The sequence below is a fragment of the Gilliamella sp. B2838 genome (assembly GCF_026536185.1).
In the GTDB taxonomy this organism is placed as follows: domain Bacteria; phylum Pseudomonadota; class Gammaproteobacteria; order Enterobacterales; family Orbaceae; genus Gilliamella.
In genome coordinates this window covers 1-6,651 of record NZ_JAFNOO010000022.1, presented here as the reverse complement: position 1 = coordinate 6,651, position 6,651 = coordinate 1, and the positions used below count along the sequence as shown (strand labels likewise).

The window sequence follows — 6,651 nt, the reverse complement described above, 5'->3', positions numbered from 1 at the left end:
TACTCGTGGCTGCAACCCTACTAGCTCAAAATTTATTCACACATGGTTACGCTTTGGGGAAATTATGAGGGGATCTCTCAGTGCATTGCCTCCAATTCCCATAATTTATTACGCCGATAATAACTTGGTGTAACCTTAAAAATGTACTTAAATCGACGTGTAAAAGATTGTTGGGAATCAAATTGATATTTTAATGCGATCTCAAGGATAGTTTTTTTCGTCAACCTCAACTCAACAGCCGCTTTCGTCAAACGACGAGCACGAATATAGCTAGCCAGTGTGACCCCTGTTACTTTTTTGAACAGCCGCTGAAAATACCACTTGGTATAACCCGCTTTATTCGCCACATCATCAAGCAGTAAAGACTGATCTAAATTATGTTCAATCCATAATAGAACATCTTTGATAACCGTTGTATGAAACTGCTTATCATCATATCTTAATTGGATGTTATTAGCTTTATTTTGATAGCGAGAATGCTGTTCAATATACATAAAATAACCTAAATGTTCTTAAGATTGTCACGACCACATCATCATGATACCATAAACATACTGACGGTATGTTATTTTAAATCTATCATGGAAAATAAAAATCATCAACAAGAAAATTTTAAGAGTACCTATCAATCACTGGTTAACTCAGCACGAATATTGTTTGTTGAAAAAGGCTATCAAGCTGTTTCAATAGATGAGATCTCGGGAAAAGCGTTGGTGACCAAAGGTGCCTTTTATCATCACTTTAAAAATAAAAAACAATTACTCAGTGCCTGTTATAAGCAGCAATTAATTATGATTGATGCCTACATCACAACAAAAACTGATTTAACAAATGGTTGGTCTGCCTTAGAAAGTATATTTGAACATTATCTTGATTATATTATTGATAATAATAAAAACCTTATCCCTATCCAAGAAGTGATGCCTATCATTGGTTGGAATGAACTTGAAAAAATTAGCCTTGAATACATTACTGGTAAGGTAAACGCCATTGTCAGCAAATTGATCCAAGAGAACCAACTTAAAGCTTATGATGATGATGTGCTTAAAAACTTACTCAATGGCTGGTTTATGCATATCGCAATACATGCGAAAAACCTAAAAGAGCTTGCCGATAAAAAAGGCCAATTTATTGCTATTTACCGCGGCTTTTTATTGAGCTTGAAAGATAAATAAAATAGATAGGTTTTATTTGAAGCTAAATCTTCTTTATCGTAAAAAATGCCCTCTTGGGTTATCAAGAGGGTCATTATATTTCGCGGAATAACATCATTTGGTGACGAAATAACTAAGCACTTGTCTCCTGTTTACTCCCCTGAGCTTGAGGGGTTAACATGAAGGTCATCGATAGCAGGATAATAATACAGTAAAACGCTAAACCAATAATCCAAATCCAGCCATCCCAAATTGGTAGTGAATGATTATAAATAACAGCAAACAGTAATGGGCCAATAACACCGGTTGCATTGGTAAGGCTCACCAATAATCCCTGTAAAGCACCTTGCTGATGACTCTTTGTTTGGATAGACATCACTCCCTGTAATGCAGGTAAAGCGATCCCACCACCAGCCAATAAAATTAAAACAGGGAAAACTAACCAACCTTCAGATATAAACGCTAAAAAGGCAAATGCACTACTATCTGCAATAAATCCGAGCAGTACTGCCGTTTTTTCGCCCCATTTAGTGGCTATTCTTCCTGCCACAAAGGCTTGGAATACTGAGTGTAAAAGACCAAGACCCGCTAATGAAAAGCCAACCATCATGCTATTCCATCCAAAACGATTTTCGGTAAATAGCACCCACACCGTTGCGGGAATTTGGCCTATCAATTGCGCTGAAAAATAAATAATCAACAAAATGGGCATCGTTTTAAATAAAGTGATGTATACCGAATTCGATTGCGTCTCAACCCCTACTTCGGTATCTGTATTATCACGTGTATTTTTGGTTTCACGGAACCAAAACATAACCACAAGGAAAGCGACAATATTTAGCAACGCAGCGATAAAAAAGGGACTATGCGGTGAAATCTCTCCTGCAAAACCACCAATAATAGGCCCCGCTATTAAACCAAGCCCAAAACTTGCCCCTAACCAACCGAACCACTTCACGCGTTGAGAAGCTGAGGTGGTATCGGCAATGACCGATGCCGCGACAGCCCCAGTAGCTCCTGTGATCCCTGAAAGCAAACGGCCTAAATACAGCATCCAAAGCGCACTTGAAAAAGCCAGCAATAAGTAATCCAGCGATGCGCCTATTAATGACAACAACAGCACTGGGCGCCGACCAAATCGGTCAGACATTTTTCCAAGCCAAGGAGCAAAGATAACCTGCATTAACGCATAAAGTGCAAGCAATACGCCAAAGTGGTTAGCGATATCTTCCGAAGCAATAAATTCACGTAATAACGTTGGCAAGACTGGCATGATAAGGCCAATCCCCATGGCATCGAGTAACGTAATTACCAATGCGATCTTTGTCGAACTATTCATTTCACTTTTCTCCATCACTGATAGGGAGTGGTAAAATAACTCTATCAATGATAGAGTGTCAACAAAAATTAGGAATTAATGATGTCTAGATTAGATAAAAGTAAAGTGATTAACAGCGCATTAGAGCTGCTTAATGAGGTCGGAATCGAAGGTTTAACAACCCGTAAACTCGCCCAGAAGCTAGGTGTAGAGCAGCCTACATTGTATTGGCATGTAAAAAATAAGCGGGCTTTGCTCGACGCCTTAGCCATTGAGATGTTAGATAGGCACCATACTCACTTTTGCCCTTTAGAAGGGGAAAGCTGGCAAGATTTTTTACGTAATAACGCTAAAAGTTTTAGATGTGCTTTACTAAGTCATCGCGATGGAGCAAAAGTACATTTAGGTACACGGCCTACAGAAAAACAGTATGAAACTCTCGAAAATCAATTAGCCTTTTTATGCCAACAAGGTTTTTCACTAGAGAATGCATTATATGCACTCAGCGCTGTGGGGCATTTTACTTTAGGTTGCGTATTGGAAGATCAAGAGCATCAAGTCGCTAAAGAAGAAAGGGAAACACCTACTACTGATAGTATGCCGCCATTATTACGACAAGCTATCGAATTATTTGATCACCAAGGTGCAGAGCCAGCCTTCTTATTCGGCCTTGAATTGATCATATGCGGATTAGAAAAACAACTTAAATGTGAAAGTGGGTCTTAAAAGCAGCATAACCTTTTTCCGTGATGGTAACTTCACGGTAACCAAGATGTCGAGTTAACCACCCTTTAGATTCATAAAGCGAAAATAATGCGGCTCCAACGTACCCACCTAAATGGAAACGGCGTTCACTCCAATCTAAACACGCACAACAGATTTTACGTGAATGTTTGGAAGGAACGTCAATTCCCATTTCATGAAAATATTGAATACCACTTAATGTGATCATTGAACCATTTTCAGTGATCCATTGCTGTTGACAAAGGGAATCATAGATCTTAACGGCAACTTCGCCAGCTAAATGATCATAGCAAGTACGTGCTTTTCGTAAATGCACTGGCGTGGAAACTTTGGCATGTACGCCATGGTTTAAGGAGATCCCCATCATACTTTCCATCAATTCAGCAATATCTTTTCCTGCTAGCCGAAAATAACGATGCTTGCCTTGAGCTACTACTGTGATTAGCTGGCAATCTAATAATTTAGATAAATGACTGCTCGCCGTTGAAGCTGATATATTCGCCACAGAACTTAGCTCAGTGGCCGTCCAAGCTCGCCCATCCATCAAAGCACTGAGTATTTTAACTCGTGAAATGTCAGACATAGCCGCCCCTATCGCGGCTATTGAGGACTCAAAGGTAACCTCTTTTCGTATTAAATTAGCCATCGCAAGTTCACTTTATTGCCCAAGGGAGCGTAACAGATGCAGCCATACTATCATTGTCCGTTATTAATATCAGTTGGTTAGCATGGTCACTGTATTGCACTAAAATATTAATGTTATTCTCCGCCAATACTCGTGCTATTTCGCCAAGTTCCCCCGGTTTTTCCTGTTTTAACTTACGAATTAATGGTGTCCGGATCGCAAGTACTAACAGTCCAGCTTGCTCTAGCGCTATTTTAGCTTCCTTTCCTTGTTCAACAAGAAAATGAGCATGGCATTCATCACCAACCGTAAATATCCCTCCCCCTTCCAATCCAATACCTTTATTACCTAATGTTTTTCCTAGTAATGCTAATTGTCCTATTTGATTATCTAAAACAACGTGAACATCAAACATTATCCTTGTCCTTTTTAAATGAATATTCGCGAGTAATATGAGCAATACTAATTTTGTAAAAATCAAATATTGACTCTCGCCCTTCTTGTTGAGCTTTCGCATGTAAAACATGATTTTTCCATTGCAGAACTGCGTATTCGTTTTCCCACCAAGATAGCGATAACATTTTTCCTTCTGTAGCTAGACTTTGAAAACGTTCAATTGAAATAAAACCAGCTACATGACTTAATAGTGGTCTTAACTCCTCAGCTAAAGTCAAATAGCGAGTTTGTTGGTCGGGTTGTATTTGCACCTCAAATATTACAGCAATCATATTTTTCTCCGTTATTAATCAACAAACAGAGTAATCCACCCGAAAATTAACACTTCGATAAGCAACGAAATATAGAAAGGTCATGCTGCTGTTTTATGTTGTATATCACACTTCTTTAAATTGCTCGGCCTGCGCTTATCATGTTCTCCTTCTCTTATAATTTTGTTTATTATTTATACTTTTTTATTTTTTGCTATCACCGAAAATAGTGCGGATCCCGCATGGTATTTAGGTTTACCCATCATTAAATACCATTGTTGTTATTTTAATCTTTTTAATATTTCATGATTAAGATCACACTAAAATTATGACCCTATTAACTAAAAGTTATGGATACCCTAATAAAACTCATTGTTAAAGATTAGTTAACCAAAGTAACTTCATTTTTCACTATTGTTAAATTGTTATAGTGAAAATTCTGGTAAACTAATAGAGGTAAAAAAATGATCCTAGATGCCAGTTATACATTATTAGTCGCATGTATCGCGCTACTCATAGGAATGTTTGTCGTAAAATTTACCCCGTTCCTACAAAAAAACCACATACCAGAAGCCGTCGTTGGTGGCTTTATTGTTGCAATTGTTCTGTTAATTATTGATAAAACATCAGGTTATTCGTTTACTTTTGATGCTTCATTGCAAAGTTTATTAATGCTCACATTCTTTTCCTCTATCGGGCTAAGTTCTGACTTTTCTCGACTGATTAAAGGAGGAAAGCCGTTAGTTCTATTAACTATTGCAGTAACGATCCTAATCGCCATTCAAAATACTGTCGGCATGAGTATGGCTGTCATGATGAATGAAAGTCCATTTATTGGCTTAATTGCAGGTTCAATTACTCTAACAGGTGGTCATGGTAATGCCGGAGCATGGGGCCCTATTCTCGCTGATAAATATGGTGTAACAGGCGCCGTTGAATTAGCGATGGCTTGTGCAACACTTGGATTAGTGTTGGGTGGTTTAGTTGGCGGCCCTGTTGCCCGTCATCTTTTGAAAAAGGTCTCTATTCCTAAAACAACCGAGCAAGAGCGCGACACTATCGTTGAAGCTTTTGAGCAACCAAGCGTCAAAAGAAAAATCAATGCAAATAACGTTATTGAAACCATTTCAATGCTGATTATCTGTATTGTTGTTGGTGGCTATATCAGTGCATTGTTTAAAGATACTTTTCTGCAACTGCCTACTTTTGTCTGGTGTTTATTTGTCGGTATTATTATCCGTAATACACTGACTCATGTATTTAAACACGAAGTGTTTGAGCCGACCGTCGATGTATTAGGTAGCGTTGCTTTATCGCTTTTCTTGGCAATGGCGTTAATGTCATTAAAATTTGGTCAATTGGCAAGCATGGCAGGGCCAGTATTAATTATCATTGCTGTACAAACTGTTGTCATGGTGCTATTTGCCTGCTTTATCACCTTCAAAATGATGGGCAAAGATTATGATGCTGTCGTGATCAGCGCGGGTCACTGTGGCTTTGGTATGGGAGCAACACCAACAGCAATTGCGAATATGCAAACAGTCACAAAAGCATTTGGACCATCACATAAAGCTTTCCTTGTCGTTCCTATGGTCGGTGCCTTTATTGTTGATATTTCAAACAGTATCTTAATTAAAATATTTATTGAAATTGGTACATACTTTACCTAATAGCTACACACTACTCGGCGTACTTCTCCTAACAATTTATTATAGGGCAGTATGCCGAGCCGCTTTCTTACCCCGTATATTCCCCTAGTCAATCTATTTAGCTTGCACGTTTACGAATTAATTCTCGTGACAACTAAACCAAAATTTGAATTATGACGAGTATATCTGATTATTTATACTTTATTCGTTAGAATAGTCCGTAGAAATAAATAATCAGTAGGCTACATGGAATGAAATTAAGACATCTCGATATCTTTTATGCTGTAATGACTTGTGGTTCCTTAACGCGTGCGGCTGAAGTTTTACATATTTCTCAACCCGCGGCGAGTAAAGCACTCAAACATGCTGAGCACTGAGAGATCCCCTCATAATTTCCCCAAAACGTAACCATGTGTGAATAGATTTTGAGTAAGCAGGGTTGCAGCCACGAGTG

8 protein-coding genes and 2 pseudogenes are annotated in these 6,651 nt (G+C 38.4%); 4 read left to right on the top strand and 6 right to left on the bottom strand.

Annotated features, from left to right (window positions below):
- Positions 1-98: 98 nt before the first annotated feature.
- Positions 99-494 (bottom strand): annotated as a pseudogene (locus tag J3U63_RS12860) (helix-turn-helix domain-containing protein); the annotation flags it as partial.
- 87 nt (positions 495-581) lie between these two features.
- Here J3U63_RS12860 and tetC point away from each other — a divergent pair.
- Positions 582-1,175 carry a tetracyline resistance-associated transcriptional repressor TetC gene (gene tetC / locus J3U63_RS12855; protein WP_000428546.1) on the top strand — a complete coding sequence of 198 codons (594 nt, stop codon included), beginning with the start codon at positions 582-584 and terminating at the stop codon, positions 1,173-1,175.
- A 112-nt stretch (positions 1,176-1,287) separates the two neighbouring features.
- Here the strand turns inward: tetC and tet(B) are convergent, their stop codons facing one another.
- Positions 1,288-2,493, bottom strand: a complete 1,206-nt coding sequence (gene tet(B), locus J3U63_RS12850) for a tetracycline efflux MFS transporter Tet(B) (RefSeq protein WP_001089068.1) — start codon at positions 2,491-2,493, stop codon at positions 1,288-1,290.
- An 81-nt stretch (positions 2,494-2,574) separates the two neighbouring features.
- On the opposite strand from tet(B), the gene tetR(B) reads away from it, so the two are divergent.
- Entirely contained in the window at positions 2,575-3,198 is a 624-nt protein-coding gene (gene tetR(B), locus J3U63_RS12845) for a tetracycline resistance transcriptional repressor TetR(B) (protein WP_000088605.1), read from the top strand.
- Here tetR(B) and J3U63_RS12840 read toward each other — a convergent pair.
- Genes J3U63_RS12840 through J3U63_RS12830 form a run of 3 tightly spaced genes read right to left on the bottom strand, consistent with a single transcriptional unit; the run spans position 3,176 to position 4,569 of the window.
- Positions 3,176-3,862 carry an ArsR/SmtB family transcription factor gene (locus tag J3U63_RS12840; RefSeq protein ID WP_001284954.1) on the bottom strand — a complete coding sequence of 229 codons (687 nt, stop codon included), beginning with the start codon at positions 3,860-3,862 and terminating at the stop codon, positions 3,176-3,178. The genes tetR(B) and J3U63_RS12840 overlap by 23 nt on opposite strands.
- A gap of 7 nt (positions 3,863-3,869) precedes the next feature.
- On the bottom strand, positions 3,870-4,256 hold the full coding sequence (locus J3U63_RS12835) for a hypothetical protein (protein ID WP_000460651.1): 387 nt from the start codon (positions 4,254-4,256) through the stop codon (positions 3,870-3,872).
- On the bottom strand, positions 4,249-4,569 hold the full coding sequence (locus J3U63_RS12830) for an antibiotic biosynthesis monooxygenase family protein (RefSeq protein WP_000562370.1): 321 nt from the start codon (positions 4,567-4,569) through the stop codon (positions 4,249-4,251). Before J3U63_RS12830 ends, J3U63_RS12835 begins: the two co-directional genes overlap by 8 nt.
- 443 nt (positions 4,570-5,012) lie before the next feature.
- On the opposite strand from J3U63_RS12830, the gene gltS reads away from it, so the two are divergent.
- Positions 5,013-6,218 carry a sodium/glutamate symporter gene (gltS, locus tag J3U63_RS12825; RefSeq protein WP_000599531.1) on the top strand — a complete coding sequence of 402 codons (1,206 nt, stop codon included), beginning with the start codon at positions 5,013-5,015 and terminating at the stop codon, positions 6,216-6,218.
- 230 nt (positions 6,219-6,448) lie between these two features.
- Positions 6,449-6,568: pseudogene (locus J3U63_RS12820) on the top strand (LysR family transcriptional regulator); the annotation flags it as partial.
- Positions 6,569-6,583: 15 nt separating this feature from the next.
- Here J3U63_RS12820 and J3U63_RS12815 read toward each other — a convergent pair.
- The coding region (locus J3U63_RS12815; RefSeq protein ID WP_223232774.1) for a hypothetical protein at positions 6,584-6,651 on the bottom strand (68 nt) is incomplete at its 5' end.